Source organism: Saccharopolyspora taberi, from assembly GCF_039534165.1.
GTDB lineage: Bacteria > Actinomycetota > Actinomycetes > Mycobacteriales > Pseudonocardiaceae > Saccharopolyspora_D > Saccharopolyspora_D taberi.
In genome coordinates, this window is sequence record NZ_BAAAUX010000032.1 from 43,849 (window position 1) to 60,286 (window position 16,438).

Below are 16,438 nucleotides of genomic sequence, written 5' to 3' on the forward strand. Positions count from 1 at the left end.
CCTTGCTCTTTCGATGGGTACACCCCTATGACCCCGGCGCTCGGGGAGATGTGACACGGGGGTGCGACCGGTCGGGGCAGGGGGGAGGAGGTTGCCCCGACCGGTCGCGCGGCTCGGTGCCCGGAGTCGGGGGCAGCGGCACCGAGCCGGGTCTCAGAACCTGATCAGGCCGTTGAGGATTCGGCGTTGGAGTTCCAGCGCCGGAGCCGCGAGGCGGTGCGCTTCGCGGTTGCAGGGCGGGCAGGTCGGCCAGAGCCAGGCGAGTTCCGAGTTGTCGGCGGGCAGTCGCTTGCCGCACAACGTCGTCACTTCCGTTCCGGTCGGGTAGCCGCCCGCGGGCCGGGCGTCCAGGCTCGCGTGCCGGGAGCCCTCGCAGGGGACCCAGTGGAACGGGTACATCGGCACCGCCCTGGTGAACTGGAGATCAATTGATGTAGCCAGATTGCCCGTCTATTAGACGCTGATCAATTCCACGATTGAGGGAAGTGCAAGGCGATTCTTTGCGGATAGCATTTGTCTTGTGCCTGTAGACAGTAACGGTGTAACTCCGAGAGCCCGCGCGCTTTCCGCCGCGATCCGTTCGATTCGGGAGCGTTCGGGGGTGAGTGGAAGAGAACTGAGCCGACGTTTGGGTCTGAGCCATGGAACGGTTTCGCACTGGGAGACCGGTCGACGGATACCGACACCGGAGGACGTGGCGTCGCTGCTGACGGCGGCCGGGGTGACCGGTTCCGAGAAGAAGCGCCTGGTCGAGCTCGCCCGGCACGCAGGCGAACCGAACTGGCTCACCGTCGGAATGCCCGGCATTCCGCAGCAGTTGGCCGGGGCCGTCGAATGCGAGCGAGCCGCTTCCGCCATCGTCGAATGGGCGCCGATGGTCGTGCCCGGGCTGCTGCAAACTACCGACTATTCGCGTGCGATCTCCCTCGCCAGCGGCCTTCCGGTGCACGAGACCGAGGCCCGGGTGATGTTGCGCACGGCGCGGCGGGAAGTGGTGACCGGCAAGAATCCGGTCCACCTCTCCGTGTTGATCGGCGAGAACGCCGTGAAGGACAAGATCGGCGAACCCGGGGTGATGGCGGACCAGCTCCAGCACCTCCTCGAACTGGGTGCCCGGGACAACGTGGTCATCCGGGTCGTACCGGCGCGCGTCGGCTGGCATCCAGGAGTGGCGGGGCCGTTCGTGCTCTACGACTTCCCGGATTCGCCACCCGTCGTGCACTTCGAGCACTACAGCTCCGGGGCGTTCGTCCCCGATGACGACGACGTCCAGGCGTACCGGCATGCGGTGGACAGCATCAGCAGGGTTGCCTTGACCACTGCGGCGACGTCAGAGTTCATCGGGAAGCTCGCCGAGCAGAGGGAGCGCGCATGATGTGGCGGAAGTCGAGCTACAGCAACCCCAACGGAAACTGCGTCGAAGTCGGCGCCTTACCCGCCGGAGCGGCGGTCCGAGACACGAAGGACCGCGCGGCCGGGTACTTCACGGCGACCGGTCCGCAGTGGCGGGCGTTCCTCGCCGCGCTGAAGACCGGCCGCTTCGACCACTGACGCGAAACCCCGTGCGGCCCGGGCAAAACCCGGGCCGCACGGTCAAGAAACCGCCACCACCGCGCGCCGCACCTCAACGCGCGAAGGTGCGAGCAGTGCCCCCACCGCCACCGCGCCGAGCGCGGTCAGCGCGGCGATCGCCCAGAGCATGACCTGCCAAGCCCCGGTCAGCTGTGCGGCCTGCTCGGCGGTGCCGAGCTTCCCGGTCGCCACCCGGCCCGCCTGCTCCGCACCGAGACCGCCGGTCAGCAGCGTGATCAGCACCGAGCCGAACAGCGCCATCACCAGCGTCTGGCTGCCGCCGCGGACCGTGTTCAGCAGCCCGGCCGCCATGCCGGTGCGCGAGCGGTCCACCTGGTTCATCGCCTGCGCGTCGATCAGGCCCGTCGCCAGGCCGATCCCGAGCCCCACCGTCAGCAGCGGACCGAGCAGTTCCCCTCCTCCGATCCCCGGGTGCAGCCGGGTCAGCCAGGCGTTGCCCGCCGCGATCAGCAGCAGGCCGCCGGTGATCAGCAGCCGCGGCGGGACACCCCGGTTGACCAGTCGTCCGGTGAGCATCGGCAGCACCAGCGTCGGCACCGTCGACATCAGCATGACCAGGCCGGAATCCCGCGCCGACATCCCGTTCGCTCCCTGCAGGTAGGTCGGCAGGTACGACATCACCCCGCCGAAGCCCAGCACCATCACCACGCCCGCCAGCAGCCAGCCGACGAACCGCCGGTCGCGCAGCAGCGTCAGGTCCAGCACCGGGTGCGGCGAGCGCCGCTCGACGGCCGCGAACACCGCGAGCAGTCCCGCGCCCGCCGCGAGCAGGCCCAGCACCAGCGGGCTCGTCCAGCCCGCGCGGGAGCTCTGGGTGATCGCGAACATGACCGACGCGAGCCCGCCGATGAACGTCAGCGCGCCGATCCAGTCCACCCGCGTGCGCTGTTCGGCGCGGGACTCGGTCATCGCGGAAGTGCCCGCCAGCAGCAGGAATCCCGCCGCGGCGAAGGTGCCGAAGGTGGCCCGCCAGCCGAGCGCGCCGACCAGCCAGCCCGCCAGCGTCGGGCCGATCGCCATGCCCACGCCCGCGACGGTGCCCATCGCGGCGAACGCCTTGGTGCGCTCGGCCCCGGTGAACGTGGACGCCAGGATCGCGCCGCCACCGGCCATCACCCCGGCCGCCCCGATGCCGGTGACCGTGCGGGCCACGTCCAGCAGCAGGATGCTCGGCGTCACTGCGGCGACCAGGCTGCCCAGCGCGTAGGTCGCCGCCCCGGCGCGGTAGATCCGGCGCCTGCCGAACAGGTCCCCGGTCGACCCGGCGACCAGCATGAACGACGACGCGGTGAGGAAGTAGCCGGTCACCACCCATTGCAGGGTGCTGCCGGAGGTGTTCAACGCCGCCCCGATCTGCGGCAGGGCGACCGTCGTGCCGGACATCGACATCGGCAGCGTCAGGTACCCGAGCAGGACGACCGCCAGCGTCAGCTTGTTCTTCACGGTCGGCCTCACGCGGCGTACGGCTCGGCCGCGCGGGCGCCGCGCAGCGCGCGGGCCCACCAGGTGAGCTGGTTGAGCATGCCCTTGGCCGCGGCGTTGCAGCCCTCGTCGACCGGCACGCCGGACTCGTCGAAGCGGTCCCACGCGTTGTGGAAGCTGACGGTGTCGCGGACGGTCGTCGCGTGCAGCTCGGCGAACACCAGCCGCAGCTGCTCGACGGCGCGCAGACCGCCGCCCATGCCGCCGTAGGACACGAACCCGACCGGCTTGGCCTGCCACTCCGCGCGGTAGAGGTCGATCGCGTTCTTCAGCGGCGCGGGGAAGCTGTGGTTGTACTCGGGCGTGACGACGACGAAGGCGTCGGCGGCGGCCAGCCGCTCGCCGAGCGCGGTCACGTGCGGGCCGGGCTCGGCGCCGAAGTCGATGGCGGTGGGCAGCGGGATCCCGGCCAGGTCCACGACGTCGACGTCGAGGCCGTCGAACTGCCGGGCCTGCTCGGCGAACCAGCTGGCCACGGTCGGCCCGAAGCGGCCTTCGCGGTTGCTCCCGATGATCACTGCGAGGCGCAGTTCGGACATCTTCACTCCTCGGGTCGGTGTGCCGGAGGCGGACGAGTGGTAAAGTACAACATGTAATGCACTTAGTGCAATGACCACTGTACTTATGATCGCTGTACTTAGGCTTGGGAGTGTGCTTTGAGCAGGGAGAACGCCGCGCGGCGCGGACCGGAGAAGCGGCGGGCGATCCTCGAAGGGGCCCGCGAGGTGTTCGGCCGGGACGGCTACACCCGCGCCAGCATCGACGCGATCGCCAAGGCCGCCGAGGTCTCGACCCGCACCATCTACAACCACTTCAAGGACAAGGAGGAGCTGTTCCGCGCGGTGATCCTGGAAAGCGCGGAGCAGGTCCGCGAGGTCCAGCTGGCCGACCTGGACCGCAACCTCGGCAAGATCGTCGATCTGGAGTCGGACCTGGTCGACCTCGGGCTCGCCTTCACCAGGGTGATGCCCCGGTTCGGCGCGCACTTCGCGCTGGTGCGCCAGATCCAGGCCGAGATCGGCCATGTCCCGGACGACGTCATCCACGCCTGGCAGGAGGCGGGGCCGCAGCGCGTGCACGAGGACTTGGCGCGCAGGCTGGCCGAGCTGGGCGACAGGGGCCTGCTCGACGTCCCGGACCCGAAGCGGGCTGCGCTGCACTTCGTGGCGCTGGTGGGCAGCGAGGTGCAGAGCCGGACGTACTACGGCGCGCTGCCCATCGGCGACGCCGAGCGGGAGGAGATCGTCCGGGCCGGCGTCGAGGTGTTCCTGCGCGCTTACCGTCCTAAGTAGACGGCACGCGGCCCGGGGGAGAGCCCCCGGGCCGCGCGTTGTGGTGGGTTACCGCAGTCAGCGGTGGGTCAGGGCCGGATCAGCCCTGGACCTTCTCGGCGATCTTGTCACCGGTGTCCTTGTCGACGCTGCGCCAGTAGGCCAGCGCGCGTTCCAGGACGGGCTTGCTCACGCCGCCGAGCAGGTGGCCGGAGACGTTGTCGACGAACCGGGCGCGCTCCTCGTCGCTGAAGACCTCGCGCACCAGGGTGCCCGGCTGGCCGAAGTCGTCGTCCTCGGAGTGCAGGGCGTAGGCGGTGCGCAGGATCTCCTGCTCGACGTTGGCCGGGGCCACGTCGTCGGCGAAGGTCTCGGTCGCGGCGTGCGGGCCGCCGTAGCTGTTCGGCGCGTAGACCGGGTCCTGGCCGAGGCCGAACCGCATCGAGCCGTCCTTGGAGTAGCTGTTGACCTCCGAGATCGGCCGGTTGACCGGCAGCTCCATGTAGTTGGTGCCGATCCGGTAGCGGTGCGCGTCCGGGTAGGAGAACAGCCTGCCCTGCAGCATCTTGTCCGGCGACGGGCCGATGCCCGGCACCAGGTTCGACGGCTCGAACGCGGACTGCTCGATCTGGGCGAAGTAGTTCTCCGGGTTCCGGTTCAGCACGAACCGGCCGACCTCGATCAGCGGGTAGTCGCCGTGCGGCCACACCTTGGTCAGGTCGAACGGGTTGAACCGGTAGTCCGCGGCTTCGGCGTACGGCATGACCTGCACGTACAGCGTCCAGCTCGGGTGCTCGCCCGCCTTGATGGTGTTCCACAGGTCGCGGATGTGGTGGTCCGCGTCGGTGCCTGCGAGCTGGTCGGCCTGGGCCTGGGTGAGGAAGTCGTGGCCCTGGTCGGTCTTGAAGTGGTACTTGACCCAGAACTTCTCGCCGCCCGCGTTCTGCCACAGGTAGGTGTGCGAACCGTAGAGGTTCATGTTCCGCCAGGTGGCCGGGATGCCGCGGTCGCCCATCAGCCAGGTCACCTGGTGGGCCGACTCGGGGCAGGCCGACCAGAAGTCCCACTGCATGTCGTGGTCGCGCAGGTGGTTGTCGGCGCGGCGCTTCTGCGAGCGGATGAAGTCCGGGAACTTGATCGCGTCGCGGATGAAGAAGACCGGGGTGTTGTTGCCGACGAGGTCGTAGTTGCCCTCGGTCGTGTAGAACTTGATCGCGGTTCCGCGCGGGTCGCGCCAGGTGTCGGGGGAACCCAGCTCACCGGCGACCGACGAGAACCGGATCAGCGTCTCGGTCCTGGTGCCCGGCTGGAACACGGCGGCCTTGGTGAACTGGCTGACGTCCTCGGTCACCTCGAAGAAGCCGAACGCGCCGCCGCCCTTGGCGTGCACCACGCGCTCGGGCACCCGCTCGCGGTTGAACTGCGCGTTCTTCTCGATCAGGTAGTGGTCCTGGAGCAGGACCGGACCGTTCGGGCCCGCGGTGAGGGAGTGGTCGTCGCTGCCGACCGGGATGCCGGCATTGGTCGTCGTGAATCGTGCCGAACTCACGATCGCGCCTCCTCGTGGTGGTCGGTCGGCTCGTCGGCCGACGATCGACAGTCTGGGCAACGACCCCAGAAGACGATCTCCGCCTCGTCGACCTCGAAGCCCGCGGTGGTCGACGGCGTCAGGCACGGCGCGGCGCCGTGGACGCAGTCCACGTCCTCGGTCCGGCCGCACTGGCGGCACACCAGGTGGTGGTGGTTGTCGGCGGTGCGGGTCTCGAACCGGGCCGGGTGCCCGGCCGGTTCGATGCGCCGGAGGAGCCCGGCCTCGGTGCACGCGTTCAGGACGTCGTAGACGGCCTGCGTGGACACCGAACCCAGGTCCTGCCGAACCGCGCTCGCCACCTGGTCCGCGGTCGAGTGCGGGTGGTCCCGCAGCCACCGCAGCGTCGCGATCCTGGGCCCGGTCGCCCGCAGCCCGGCGCCGCGCAACCGTTCGCGCACGTCACCGGGGGTCTTGGCGGGGACCGCATCGGGGGTCATGGCGCCACCCAGTATGCCACGGATAAACTGGAATCAGTCAAGATAACGTCCCCAACATGTGGTGAGCGCCCCGGCCACCTCAGCTGACGGCCTCGGCGAGCGCGTGGCTGTCCTCGTAGGCGTGGTAACGGGTGATCCTGCCATCGACGACGGTGAAGTGGAACGCGAAGGGCGTGATGAAGGGCTTGCCGGTGGCCCGGACGATCTGGTGCATGTGCCCGAGGGCAACCGCGTGCTCACCGTCGACGAGCAGCCGCGCGACGTCGAATGCCCTGCGCTCCAGCCGCTCGGGCAGCAGCGCGAAGAACTCGGCGACCTCGGCCCTGGTCGACAGCCTGCCGACCCACGGGACGGCCGGGGAGCCGTAGACGTACCAGTCGACGGACTCGGCGAACAGCGCCGTCGCGCCTTCGGCGTCGCCGGCCCCGATGCGGGCGTAGAACTCCTCGATGGTGGCGCGGGTGTCGTTCATGGCTACCTCCTGATCACGATGTCAGGAGGTGCAAGCGGATGGCCCCCAGATTTATTCCGCGCATCAACTATCCGCCCAGCAACTAAGATGGCGGGGTGAGCGACATCGACGATCCGCGGCTGACCGCGTCCGGGCTGCTGATGGAGGCCCACGACGGCCTGGTCCGCAAGCTCCTGCCGGGGCTGGCAGCGCACGGCCTGGCCCGCCCGGACTTCAACGTGCTGATCCGCCTGGCCCGGTCACCGGGCGGCAGACTGCGGATGAGCGACCTCGCAGCGCAGACGGCACTGTCCACCAGCGGCATCACCCGGGTCGTGGACCGCCTCGAAGCAAGGGGCTTCGCCGACCGCGAGTCCCGCCCCGACGACCGCCGCAGCACCTACGCGGTCGTCACGGCAGAAGGAAGGAAAGTGCTGGAGCGTTTCCTGCCCGACCACCTGGCCGAGATCGACAGGTGGCTGACGGGTTTGCTGACGCCCGAGCAGCTGGACGCACTGCTGGAGGCCCTGCGCACCGTACGGGACGAGGTGTTCCCAGAGGCCACCTCGCACTAGGGCACCACCCAGACCAACGCGCCCAGCGGACAACGAAGTCCCCACCCACAAGGGCGGAGTTGAAGTCTCCGCGCACAACGCGCCCAGCAAATGCCCCCACCTACAAGGGCGGGGTTTGGTTCTCATCCCGTCGACCTGGCGCCAGCCCGATCAGGCCGTGTCAAGGGGGCACCGACAAGAAAACCGCAGCGGCCAAGCAATAAGGCCCCCTTGACGCGGTCTGATAGCCCTCGTGGAGGTCGACGGGATGAGAACCACCCCAACCGAACCGCAGCGAACCGCGGAGACTCATCCCGGAGACCTGCCGGGGGTCTGGGGGCGGCGAGCGCCCCAGAACCACGAGCCCAAAAGAACCCGAACCGGCAGAGCCGCTTCGGTCCCGGAGACCTGCCGGGGGTCCGGGGGCGGCGAGCGCCCCGGAAACCACGAGCCCAACAGGAACCCGAACCGGCAGAGCCGCTCCCGTCCGGGAGCCCGACTGCAGACCCTCACCCCAAATCAGCTTCGGAGCGAACCTCGATCCCCCCACCACCCCGATACATCTCCAACACCAAAACCTCATTCCCACCCCGCCGCCAAAGAGGCCCAGGAGCATAAAGAGTCCGCTGTGGACCAACATCCCAATACCGCCCGAGCAAAAACCCGTTCAACCACACCAACCCCTTCTCCCACCCGGGAAACGCAAGAAACCCGTCAGCAGGCTCCGGCACCGAGATCTCCGCCCGGTGAAACACCGGCCCGACCGAAGTCCCCCCGCCGAACCGAAGCCCGAACCGAAGCCCGGACAGGTCGTCCAACGGCAGGCACCGGACCTCCCACCCGTGCAGCGCCTGCGCGCCGAGCAGCACCCGATCGCTGATCCCCTTCGGATCGCTGAGCAGCTGCCCGAAGTTGACCCGCCCACCGGTATCGACCAGCAGGTCCAACCGCCCCGACGAGCCCGGCACCGCGATGTCGATGGTCTGGTCCGGGGTGTTGCGATCGAGCGTCCCGAGGTACTTGCCGTCGCTGAACACCAATGCTCGGTCAGCGAGTCCGGAGATCCCCAGCCCGGCGGCGGCCCGCGGCCCCTGGATGCGAGTGCTGTAGTGGATCAGCCCGTACGGCTGGCCGAACTTCTCCATGTGCGCGGGAATCGCACTGTGCACCGGAGTGCTGAGCACGTCCAGCGACTCCAGCAGCCCGACCGTCTCATGAGGACGGACGGTCTGCGGCGCCAGGCGCGGTGGCAGTTCCGGCAGCGGTTCGTCGGGGACGGGCGCGTGCTTGGCGATGGCCTCGCGGATGCGGTGGAACTTCGTCGTCAGCTCCCCGGCCTCGCCGATGGGGGAGTCGTAGTCGTAGCTGGTGATCGTCGGCTGGTAGAGGTCGTTGCCGGTGTCGTAGTTCGCCCCGGCCCACCAGCCGAAGTTGGTTCCCCCGGTGGCCATGTACAGCGACACCGACGCTCCCGCCGCGAGCATCTTGTCGACGTGACCGGCGGTCTCGACCGGGTCCGTGGTGTGGTGCTGCTCGCCCCAGTGGTCGAACCAGCCGTCCCAGAACTCCGTGCACCACAAGGGACCTTCCGGCTGGTACTCGCGCAACGCCTTGAGCGGGTCGGTCGGATCACCGGAGAAGTTCACGGTCGCGAGCACGTCGGGAAGGTTCCCGCCGCGAAGCATGTAGTCGGACGGCCCGTTGGAGCAGAACAGCAGGCTGTCGACACCGCGCTCGCGCATGGCGTTCTTCAGCTGCTCCAGGTGCACCTGGTCGTTGCCGTAGCTGCCGTACTCGTTCTCGACCTGGAGCGCCAGCAACGGCCCGCCCTTGGTCGCCTGCAACGGCGTCAGGCGCGGCAGCAGCTCGTCGAACCAGCGCAGCGTCAGGTCGGTGTAGGCCGGATCGCTGCACCGCAGCGGCAGGTTCCGGTCTTCGAGCAGCCAGGGCGGCAGGCCGCCGAAGTCCCACTCGGCGCAGATGTAGGGGCCGGGGCGGACGATGACCTTGAGCCCGACCTCGCCCGCGGTCTCGACGAACCGGGCCACGTCCCGCCAGCCGGAGAAGTCGGCCTGTCCGCGCCGCGGCTCGTGGAAGTTCCAGGCGACGTAGGTGTCGACCGAGTTCAGGCCCAGCGCGCGCATCCGGAGCAGCCGGTCGCGCCACTGGTCGGGATGCGTGCGGAAGTAGTGCATCTCGCCGGCGATGATCCGGAACGGCTCCCCGTCGAGCAGGAACTCGTCGCCGCGCACGGTGAGCCCGGACCGGCCGGTGGCCTCGGCCAGCACCCGGTTCGTCCCGGCGACCGTCGCCGCGCCGCCGAGCGCGACCGCTCCCAGGAACCCTCGTCGACTGAAACCAGCCATGCCAACTCCTTCGCAAAGATGCTTGAAACCACATTGTTTCGCGCTCTTTCACGCAGAAATTGAGGATAGGTGGCTCGCCGGTCACGGACTTCGACCAAACGGCGGAACACGGGCCGGAAGCCCCTGTGCGCTCCGGGTGGCGCGGCCGAACCTTGAACCGCGAGGCGGGACCGACCGGCCACGGGAGTGATCATGACCAGGAAAGTGGCGGACTGCCGCAAGTACCCGAGCGAGATGAACTGCACGCTGACGATCAGCGGCGAGGAGGACGAGGTCCTGCGGGCCGCCGTCGACCACGCCGTCTCGGTGCACGGCCACGAGGACAGCGACCAGCTGCGCACGGACATCCGGGGCCTTCTTGAAGACGAAGCGCCCGCCGCGGGCGGCAACGGGATGAACTTCGTCCAGCTCATCGAGTTCCGGACGAAGCGGCGCGAGGAGCTGAACCGGCTGCTGGACGAGTGGGAGGACGTCACCGGCGGCAAGCGCACCGCGACCCGCGCGGTGCTGACCACCGACCACGACCAACCGGACAGCTTCTACGAGTTCGTGGAGTTTCCGTCCTATGAGGACGCTATGCGGAACTCGGCGCTGCCGGAGACCGACGCGCTGGCGCAGCGGATGCGCGAACTGTGCGAGGGCGAGCCGACGTTCCACAACCTCGACGTCGTTCGGGCGGAGCGGTTGTAGGCAGAGAGCGGCTTATAGGCAGAGGCGGGGCGCTTGAGTGCGCCCCGCCCTGTTGTGAATCCGCCCTGCGGGCGGATGGTGCGTTGCACCGGCTAACGCCCCATCGGGGGCGTTAGCACCCGCCGCGCGAAGTGGATCTCGGCGGCGACCTGGCGCAGCGTCTCGGCCACCACCAGCGATCCGTGCCCGGCGTCGTAGCGGTAGAACTCGAACGGCACCTCCCGCTCGGCCAGCCGGTCCAGGTAGTTCAGGATCTGCTGGATCGGGCAGCGCGGGTCGTTGTCCCCGGCCAGCACCAGCACCGGCGCCCGCACCTGCTCGACGTAGGTAAGCGGCGAGCAGTCGCGGTAGACGTCCGGCACGTCCTCCGGCGAGCCGCCGAACAGCGCCCGGTCGTAGGCGCGCAGCGGCTCCATCTCGTCGGCATAGGCCGAGACGTAGTCGGCGACCGGAACCCCGGCGACACCGCACGCCCAGCGCTCCGGCTGCGTGCCCAGCGCCAGCAGCGTGAGGTAGCCGCCCCAGGACGCGCCCGCGACCACGCTCAGCTCGGGCGTGGTCAGGCCCTCCTTGACCGCCCAGTCCTGGACGCGCGCGACGTCCTCCAGCTCGGTCAGCCCCGGGCGGCCCTCGATGGCGTCCCGCCAGGCCGAGCCGTAGCCGGTCGAACCCCGGTAGTTGATCTCCACCACCGCGAAGCCGGCGTCCAGCCACGCCGCGCGGTAGGCCGAGAACCGGTCCTCGTCGGCCGCGTGCGGGCCGCCGTGCAGGTTGAACACCGTCGGGAACGGGCCATCGCCCTCCGGCCGCGAGACCAGCGCGTGCACGGTGTCGTTCGGCCCGTGCGGCACGTCGACGAAGACGTCGCCGACCGGCTGCGATCCCGGCGCGCGGTCGCCCGGCGGCGACAGCAGCACCTGGTCCTCGCCGTCCCGCGACAGCGCTCGGACCAGCGACGGGGTCGCGGCCGAGGACCAGGAGTACTCCACCGAGTGGTCCGGCCGGACCGTCGCGCCCGCGACCGTGCCCGCCGGCGTGGGCAGGTCGGTGAGCTCGCCGGAGGCGAAGTCGTAGCGGTGCATCGTGGTGCGGGCGTGGTGGGTGTGCGCGATCAGCAGCGCCTTGCCGTCCGGGTACCAGTCCGCCGAGATCTCGCCGGGCAGGTCCAGCCGCAGCTCGGTCTCGGTGTCGGCCCCGACGTCCCAGATCAGCAGCTCCTCGCGGCCCCGGCGCTCGTGCAGCACCAGCAGCCGCTGGTCGCCGGTGACCGGCGCGAAGTCCAGCGCGTCGAGCCCCTTGCCCGGTCCGTCCCACTTCTCGGCGACCACCGAGCCGTCGGTGCGCAGCACGCGCAGCGCCGGGTGCCTGCTGTCGCCGTGCTCGGAGTGCGAGATCGCCAGCAGCGACTCGTCCCAGGACAGCGCGGACAGCCCGCCGTCCTGCTCATGCTGGTAGACGACTTCCGGCGCCCCGCCGTCGCGGCTGACCCACACCGTCACGCCGTCGTCGGTGGACATCGCCAGGCCGGTCACCCGCGCGCCCAGCTCCAGCCCGGACGGGTAGCCGGGGTGGGTGCCGGGCACGGCCTCCCGGTGCCCGTCCGCGCCGAACGGCTGCACGACCCAGGTGCCGAACTCGTCGCCGTCGGTGTCGTTGAACCACCAGATGTGCTCGCCGTCGGCCGACAGGGTGCCGTGGAAGGTCCCGTTCGGACGGTCGGTCACCTGGCGGTGCGAGTCGCGTTCGCGGTCCCAGGCGTAGATCTCCCACGTGCCGCTGACGTTGGACACGTACAGGCTGCGCTGCGGCGCGTCGCGTGCCCAGTCCGGAAGCGAGACGCGCGGAGCGCTGAACCTGGCCCGCCAGCGGGCTTCGGTGGTCGGGTCGTCGAACAGCTTCTCGGGGATCTGCGCCTCAGGGTAGGTACTCACCCCATCGATCCTGCCCCATGTCATCCGCAGGCTGGCGAAGTGGGAAAGGAATGCCACGGACGAGTGACTTGGCGGGCCTTCGGCGGGTTGATCAGGTACGGGGCTAGTACAGGATCGACGGCAGGTAGGCCCCGGAAGGCTCGTTGTAGAGCCCGATGGACATCAACGTCGTCACCATCCGGATCCGCAGCCCGCGGTCGAGGCACCACCCGACGAGCTCGCCGTTGCGGCCGGGCAGGAGGAATCCGGGACCGCTGAACTCCGGCGCCGCGGCGATGAGCGCCCGCATGCCGTCATTGGTCGACGCGACCGAGTGCGCGAAGAAGCCCACGCCCGTCGTGTAGCCGGTGATCCGTCCGCCGTGCTCGACGACCTGGGCGCTTCCCTGCGAAAGCGCGTCCCGCACCTCCCCGGCGCGGTCGTGGCCGTGCACGGCCCGGCAGATCCGGTTGCACTCGTCGAAGTCGTCGAACGTCGCCTGCCGGACGGAATAGCCCGGCACCGCAGCGCCGATCGGTTCGCCCCACATGTTCAGCACGGGTTCGCGGATCCGGAACCCGAGCTTGGAGTAGAGGCTCAGCGACCGGTTGTGGTACGCGGCTTGGAGCAGCCGCACACCGGGAAACCCCCGCTGTTCCGCGCGAAGCAGCACGTCGGCCATCAACGCCCTGCCGACGCCCGAGTCCTGCACGCCGGGGGCGACGGTGATGGGTCCGACACCGGCGATGACCGAACGCTCGTCGAGGAAGTTGCTCCCGACGACCTCGCCGTCGATCTCCGCCGCGACGCCGTAGAACTCCGGGTGCGACAGCAGCCCGCGCACCGCGGCCACCCCCACCTCCGAGGACGGGAAGTCCGGCGGGAACCCGTGTTCGTCGGCGAGCGTGGCGAAGGCGTTGTAGCAGATCCGGCCGCACGGCTCGGCATCGTCGGGCACGGCAGGCCGCAGCACGGCCCGCGTCCCACCCGGAAACGTCGACATCGCTCCTCCTCACGCCGTCGCCGGAATACCCGGCGGAGGAGCGGATGACACCGCTGGCAACGGAGAAGGGCCCGGCCTGCCGGAGCGGGTGGCAGGGGCGCCTGTGGCGCAGGACATGGACCGCGAACTTGACCCTCACATGGATGGCAGACTTTAGCGTCCGGGCCATGAATGTCACGGTCAAGGACGCCCCGCCGTCCGGCAAGGCGGCTGTGGCCGGCCTGGTCACCCTCTTCGCCGCCGCCTTCCTCACGATCACCACGGAGACGCTTCCGATGGGGCTGCTGCCGCAGATGAGCGACGGCATCGGGGCTTCACAGCCGATGATCGGCCAGTTGGTCTCGCTGTACGCGCTGGTCACCCTCCTGGTGACGCTGCCGCTGACCGCCTGGACCTCGCACTGGCCGCGGCGCCGGCTGTTCGTGGTGATCATGGTCGTGTTCGCGGTGAGCAACCTGCTGCTCGCGGTTTCGCCGAACTACGCCACCGCCGCGTTCGCCCGGCTGATCGCTGCCGCGGTGCACGGCGTGCTGTGGTCGATGATGGCTTCCTACGCCACGCGGCTGGTCCCGCCCGACAAGGCCGGTCGCGCGGTCGCCGCGGTCTTCGCGGGCAACTCCGCTGCGCTCACCCTCGGCGTGCCCCTGGGCACCACCGTCGGCACCACCTTCGGCTGGCGGGTTTCGTTCCTCGGCATGGGCGTCATCGCCGTGCTCGTCGTGGTCGCGGCGGCCACGCTGCTGCCGCGGGTGGAGGGGGTCAGGGCCGGGCGGACCGGTGTCGGCACCGCGTTCCGGACCCCGGGGGTCAGGGGGATCGTGCTCACCACGACCCTGATCATGCTGGCCCACTTCGCCTTCTACACCTACATCGCGCCGTACCTGGCGAACCGCGGGATCCCGGAGGAAGGAGTCAGCGCCGTCCTCTTCGCCTTCGGAGGCGCTGGTGCGGTGGGGGTCTGGGCCGCCGGGGCGCTGGTCGACACCCGCCCGCGAGGAGCGCTGCTGTGGGCGGTCGGCCTGGTGACCGCGGCGATGGCGGGGCTGGCGGTGATCCGGGACCTGCCGGTGGCGACCGTGGTGTTGGCCGTCGTGCTGGGGCTGGCCTACGCGGCGTTGCCGACGCTGCTCCAGTCCGCCGCGCTGAAGGCCGCACCGGCCGCCCAGACCGCCGCGTCGTCGCTGTTCGTCCTCGCCTTCAACCTCGGCATCTTCGCCGGGGCCGGACTGGGCGGGCTGTTCCTGGAGCACATCGGCGTGAGCGCCCTGCCGGTGGTGGCCGCGGTGCTGGCCGCCGCGGCCACGGTCGTGGTCATCGCGGGTCGCCGCCACAGTTTTCCCGCCGCTTCCCGGAATCGCGATGCCGGAGGAGACGGGACCGGCGAGCGCGAACGGGAGTTGGCCGCGCATTAGGGCAACGGAAAAGGGCCCGGTCGGAACTCCTGCTGGAGTCCGACCGGGCCCTGCCCTGTCGGGGTGGCGGGATTTGAACCCACGACCTCTTCGACCCGAACGAAGCGCGCTCCCAAGCTGCGCCACACCCCGATCTCGCCGGTGAACCTATCGGGTGCCTGTCCGACCGACGGATCAAAGTCTAGCGGACGTTCGCACCCGCCCCGAAGGGGGCCCCGCCCACGCGGTCCCGGCCGCCCTCGCGCACTTCCTGCGAGCGCGGGACCAGCGTCAACAGCGTCGCCTCCGGCGGGCACGCGAACCGCACCGGCGCGTATGGGGAGGTGCCGAGACCCGCCGAGACGTGCAGCCGCATGTGCTCGCCCCACGTGGACGCGCCGCGCGCCCGCGAGCGGTCCAGCTCGCAGTTGGTGACCAGGGCGCCGTAACCCGGCAGCCGCAGCTGGCCGCCGTGGGTGTGCCCGGCCAGCACCAGGTCGTAGCCGTCGTCGGCGAACGCGTCCAGCACCCGGGGCTCGGGCGAGTGCGTCACGCCGAGGTTGAGCTGGGCGTCCGCCGGGACCGGCCCGGCGATCTTGGAGTACTTGTCGCGGTGCAGGTGCGGGTCGTCCAGGCCGGCCACGTGCAGCCGCACACCGCCGACGTCGAGCGCGTGGCGCCGGTGCGTCGCGTCGATCCAGCCGCGCTCGGTCATCGCCGCGCGCAGGTCGCGCCACGGCAGCGGCGTGCCGTGGATGCGCTTCTGCTTCGCCGACGGCACCAGGTAGCGGGCCCAGTTCTTCGGCTTCGGGCCGTAGTAGTCGTTGCTGCCGAAGACGAAGATGCCCGGCCGGTCCAGCAGCGGGCCCAGCGCGCGCAGCGCGGTGGGCACCGCCTGCGGGTGGGCCAGGTTGTCGCCGGTGTTGACCACCAGGTCCGGCTCCAGCTCGTCCAGCGCCGAGACCCAGCGCTGCTTCGAGTGCTGGGTGGGCATCATGTGCAGATCGGAGACGTGCAGCACGCGCAGCCGCGGGGAGCCCTCGGCCAGCACCGGCAGCGTGGCGTGCCGGAGCGTCCAGTGCCGCCGCTCGATCCCGGCCGCGTAGCCGAAGGTCGCGGCGCCCAGCGCGCCGCCGGTGAGCAGGATCCGTCCGAGCTTGTTCACGTCGCCAACCCTACGGCGGTCCGCCGGTGTTCGACCGCGTGGGCTCGGCGCGAAACGTGTTGGTGCGGATCGGGATAATCGGTGCATGGCCGAGCTCAAGGAGAAGTTGCGGGCGGATCTGACCGCCGCGATGAAGGAACGCGACACCGTGGTCACCGGTGTCCTGCGGATGGCGCTGGCGGCCATCAACGTCGAGGAGGTCGCGGGCAAGGAGGCGCGCGAGCTCAGCGACGAGGAGGTGCAGCGCGTCCTGACCAAGGAGGCCAAGAAGCGCGACGAGTCCGCGGAGGCGTTCGCCGGCGCCGGCCGGGCCGACCAGGCGGCGGCCGAGCGCGGCGAGGCCGAGATCCTGCGCCGCTACCTGCCGAAGCAGCTCGACGACGCCGAGCTGGCGGAGCTGGTGCGCGAGGTCGTCGCCGAGGTGGGCGAGGAGCTGGGCGCCAGGCCCGGGATGAAGCAGATGGGCCAGGTCATGAAGGCCGTCAACGCCAAGGTCGCGGGCCGCGCCGAGGGCGGCCGGATCGCTCCGCTGGT

17 protein-coding genes and 1 tRNA gene are annotated in these 16,438 nt (G+C 70.2%); 7 read left to right on the forward strand and 11 right to left on the reverse strand.

Translation table 11 applies throughout. From position 1 onward, the window contains the following. Positions 1-153 precede the first annotated feature (153 nt). A complete protein-coding gene (locus ABD691_RS30630) occupies positions 154-399 on the reverse strand; it encodes an HC3 family zinc finger protein (protein WP_344685706.1) in 246 nt (81 codons plus the stop codon). A 121-nt stretch (positions 400-520) separates the two neighbouring features. Between ABD691_RS30630 and ABD691_RS30635 the strand changes: the two genes are divergently transcribed. Beyond that, positions 521-1,375: a helix-turn-helix domain-containing protein gene (locus ABD691_RS30635; protein WP_344685708.1), complete on the forward strand. Its 855-nt coding sequence runs from the start codon at positions 521-523 to the stop codon at positions 1,373-1,375. Continuing rightward, the gene (locus ABD691_RS30640; RefSeq protein ID WP_425565194.1) at positions 1,372-1,551 is read left to right on the forward strand and encodes a DUF397 domain-containing protein; all 180 of its coding nucleotides are present in this window, start codon (positions 1,372-1,374) and stop codon (positions 1,549-1,551) included. Before ABD691_RS30635 ends, ABD691_RS30640 begins: the two co-directional genes overlap by 4 nt. 42 nt (positions 1,552-1,593) lie before the next feature. On the opposite strand, the gene ABD691_RS30645 is transcribed toward ABD691_RS30640, so the two are convergent. Then, the gene (locus ABD691_RS30645) at positions 1,594-3,036 is read right to left on the reverse strand and encodes an MFS transporter (RefSeq protein WP_344685710.1); all 1,443 of its coding nucleotides are present in this window, start codon (positions 3,034-3,036) and stop codon (positions 1,594-1,596) included. A gap of 8 nt (positions 3,037-3,044) precedes the next feature. Continuing rightward, the gene (locus ABD691_RS30650) at positions 3,045-3,614 is read right to left on the reverse strand and encodes an NADPH-dependent FMN reductase (protein ID WP_344685712.1); all 570 of its coding nucleotides are present in this window, start codon (positions 3,612-3,614) and stop codon (positions 3,045-3,047) included. A gap of 117 nt (positions 3,615-3,731) precedes the next feature. On the opposite strand from ABD691_RS30650, the gene ABD691_RS30655 reads away from it, so the two are divergent. Continuing rightward, on the forward strand, positions 3,732-4,367 hold the full coding sequence (locus ABD691_RS30655; RefSeq protein ID WP_344685714.1) for a TetR/AcrR family transcriptional regulator: 636 nt from the start codon (positions 3,732-3,734) through the stop codon (positions 4,365-4,367). A 79-nt stretch (positions 4,368-4,446) separates the two neighbouring features. Here ABD691_RS30655 and ABD691_RS30660 read toward each other — a convergent pair whose 3' ends face one another. The 3 genes from ABD691_RS30660 to ABD691_RS30670 all read right to left on the reverse strand — a co-directional run bounded on the left by ABD691_RS30660 (position 4,447) and on the right by ABD691_RS30670 (position 6,846). After that, positions 4,447-5,895, reverse strand: a complete 1,449-nt coding sequence (locus ABD691_RS30660; protein WP_344685716.1) for a catalase — start codon at positions 5,893-5,895, stop codon at positions 4,447-4,449. Continuing rightward, positions 5,892-6,374, reverse strand: coding sequence for a Fur family transcriptional regulator (locus tag ABD691_RS30665; RefSeq protein WP_344685718.1), 483 nt, complete (start codon positions 6,372-6,374; stop codon positions 5,892-5,894). Before ABD691_RS30665 ends, ABD691_RS30660 begins: the two co-directional genes overlap by 4 nt. 79 nt (positions 6,375-6,453) lie before the next feature. Further along, positions 6,454-6,846, reverse strand: a complete 393-nt coding sequence (locus tag ABD691_RS30670; RefSeq protein WP_344685719.1) for a nuclear transport factor 2 family protein — start codon at positions 6,844-6,846, stop codon at positions 6,454-6,456. A gap of 95 nt (positions 6,847-6,941) precedes the next feature. On the opposite strand from ABD691_RS30670, the gene ABD691_RS30675 reads away from it, so the two are divergent. Further along, complete coding sequence (locus ABD691_RS30675; RefSeq protein ID WP_344685721.1) at positions 6,942-7,400, forward strand: MarR family winged helix-turn-helix transcriptional regulator; 459 nt, start codon at positions 6,942-6,944, stop codon at positions 7,398-7,400. A 488-nt stretch (positions 7,401-7,888) separates the two neighbouring features. On the opposite strand, the gene ABD691_RS30680 is transcribed toward ABD691_RS30675, so the two are convergent. Next, complete coding sequence (locus tag ABD691_RS30680) at positions 7,889-9,745, reverse strand: glycoside hydrolase family 35 protein (RefSeq protein ID WP_344685723.1); 1,857 nt, start codon at positions 9,743-9,745, stop codon at positions 7,889-7,891. A 192-nt stretch (positions 9,746-9,937) separates the two neighbouring features. Between ABD691_RS30680 and ABD691_RS30685 the strand changes: the two genes are divergently transcribed. Beyond that, complete coding sequence (locus ABD691_RS30685; RefSeq protein ID WP_344685724.1) at positions 9,938-10,435, forward strand: DUF1059 domain-containing protein; 498 nt, start codon at positions 9,938-9,940, stop codon at positions 10,433-10,435. A 92-nt stretch (positions 10,436-10,527) separates the two neighbouring features. On the opposite strand, the gene ABD691_RS30690 is transcribed toward ABD691_RS30685, so the two are convergent. Both ABD691_RS30690 and ABD691_RS30695 read right to left on the reverse strand, forming a co-directional pair. Further along, positions 10,528-12,366 (reverse strand): S9 family peptidase, encoded by a 1,839-nt coding sequence (locus ABD691_RS30690; RefSeq protein ID WP_344685725.1) that lies wholly within the window; start codon positions 12,364-12,366, stop codon positions 10,528-10,530. Between the two features lie 103 nt (positions 12,367-12,469). After that, positions 12,470-13,348, reverse strand: coding sequence for a GNAT family N-acetyltransferase (locus ABD691_RS30695; protein WP_344685726.1), 879 nt, complete (start codon positions 13,346-13,348; stop codon positions 12,470-12,472). Between the two features lie 167 nt (positions 13,349-13,515). Here ABD691_RS30695 and ABD691_RS30700 point away from each other — a divergent pair, with 167 nt between their 5' ends. Beyond that, entirely contained in the window at positions 13,516-14,760 is a 1,245-nt protein-coding gene (locus tag ABD691_RS30700) for an MFS transporter (RefSeq protein ID WP_344685727.1), read from the forward strand. Positions 14,761-14,818: 58 nt separating this feature from the next. Here ABD691_RS30700 and ABD691_RS30705 read toward each other — a convergent pair. Together ABD691_RS30705 and ABD691_RS30710 are read right to left on the reverse strand one after the other, a co-directional pair. Beyond that, positions 14,819-14,892, reverse strand: a tRNA-Pro gene (locus ABD691_RS30705). Positions 14,893-14,941: 49 nt separating this feature from the next. Continuing rightward, positions 14,942-15,904, reverse strand: coding sequence for a metallophosphoesterase (locus ABD691_RS30710; protein ID WP_344685728.1), 963 nt, complete (start codon positions 15,902-15,904; stop codon positions 14,942-14,944). An 85-nt stretch (positions 15,905-15,989) separates the two neighbouring features. On the opposite strand from ABD691_RS30710, the gene ABD691_RS30715 reads away from it, so the two are divergent. After that, a partial coding sequence (locus ABD691_RS30715) for a GatB/YqeY domain-containing protein (protein ID WP_344685729.1) occupies positions 15,990-16,438 on the forward strand: 449 nt, incomplete at its 3' end.

Coding starts and splice junctions, on each gene's coding strand:
- ABD691_RS30680 (WP_344685723.1), bottom strand. CDS start 9,745: ATGGCTGGTTTCAGTCGACGAGGGTTCCTGGGAGCGGTCGCGCTCGGC.
- ABD691_RS30650 (WP_344685712.1), bottom strand. CDS start 3,614: ATGTCCGAACTGCGCCTCGCAGTGATCATCGGGAGCAACCGCGAAGGC.
- ABD691_RS30665 (WP_344685718.1), bottom strand. CDS start 6,374: ATGACCCCCGATGCGGTCCCCGCCAAGACCCCCGGTGACGTGCGCGAA.
- ABD691_RS30695 (WP_344685726.1), bottom strand. CDS start 13,348: ATGTCGACGTTTCCGGGTGGGACGCGGGCCGTGCTGCGGCCTGCCGTG.
- ABD691_RS30630 (WP_344685706.1), bottom strand. CDS start 399: ATGTACCCGTTCCACTGGGTCCCCTGCGAGGGCTCCCGGCACGCGAGC.
- ABD691_RS30700 (WP_344685727.1), top strand. CDS start 13,516: ATGAATGTCACGGTCAAGGACGCCCCGCCGTCCGGCAAGGCGGCTGTG.
- ABD691_RS30685 (WP_344685724.1), top strand. CDS start 9,938: ATGACCAGGAAAGTGGCGGACTGCCGCAAGTACCCGAGCGAGATGAAC.
- ABD691_RS30640 (WP_425565194.1), top strand. CDS start 1,372: ATGATGTGGCGGAAGTCGAGCTACAGCAACCCCAACGGAAACTGCGTC.
- ABD691_RS30670 (WP_344685719.1), bottom strand. CDS start 6,846: ATGAACGACACCCGCGCCACCATCGAGGAGTTCTACGCCCGCATCGGG.